Source organism: Haloferax sp. s1, assembly GCF_058382125.1.
Window position 1 is genome coordinate 1 of sequence record NZ_JBZRPK010000077.1, and the last position, 911, is coordinate 911.

Sequence of the window (911 nt, forward strand, 5' to 3'; positions counted from 1 at the left end):
TCGGTTACATGGGACTTCCGCTCATGGCCGGCTTCGCGGCTGAGTTCTTCATCTTCAAGGGCGCGTTCGAGTCCACGGTGATGGAGGCGATGCCGCTGTTTACCGGTGCGGCGATGTTCGGTATCGTCATCGTCGCGGGCTACCTGCTGTTTGCGATGCAGCGGACGCTGTTCGGACCCTTCAAGTTCGACGGCGACTACGAGATCACCAAGGCGCCGTTCCACGACGTTGCGCCCCTCGCGGTGCTCTTACTTCTGACCATCGTGCTCGGCGTCTCGCCCGACATCTTCTTCACCATGATTCAGGACGCGGTTAATCCGATTCTCGAACTGGGAGGTGCGTTCTAATGACGCTCCTCCAAACCGTCCCCGAATGGACGGCGACGGCACCCGCCATCGTGCTTGCGGTGACGGGTCTCGTCTTGCTGCTCATCGACACCATCGACCCGGACACGTCGAGCAACGGTCTCCTCGCCGGGACGGCGACGCTCGGGTCGCTCACTGCTGGCGGTATCGCCGGTTGGTTCCTCACACAGGGAACCGGCATGGAGTCTACAGGCGGCGCAATCACCCTGTACGGCGACGCGCTCGTCGTCGACGGGATGAGCCTGTTCTTCACGCTCATCTTCACGAGCGTCGCCGCGATGGTTTCTGTCGCCTCGTACGACTACCTCGCTGGCCGGCGCTACCAGGGTGAGTTCTACTCGCTCGTACTGTTCGCCACCACGGGTATGACGCTCATGGCGATGTCGAACTCGCTTGCGACCGTCTTCGTCAGTCTCGAACTGGCGTCGCTGCCGTCGTACGCGCTCGTCGCGTTCCTCAAGAAGAACCGCGGCAGCATCGAAGCCGGTCTGACGTACTTCCTCATCGGCGCGCTGTCGTCGGCGGCGGTCGCGTTCGGGATCAGCC

The 911-nt window shown here is 62.6% G+C and carries 1 protein-coding gene and 1 pseudogene; both read left to right on the forward strand.

The annotated features are described in order from the left end of the window. Positions 1–347: pseudogene (locus QT222_RS00500) on the forward strand (oxidoreductase); the annotation flags it as partial. Then, on the forward strand, positions 347–911 hold a 565-nt coding region (locus QT222_RS00505; RefSeq protein ID WP_491475947.1), incomplete at its 3' end, for a proton-conducting transporter transmembrane domain-containing protein. The pseudogene QT222_RS00500 and the gene QT222_RS00505, both read left to right, overlap by 1 nt.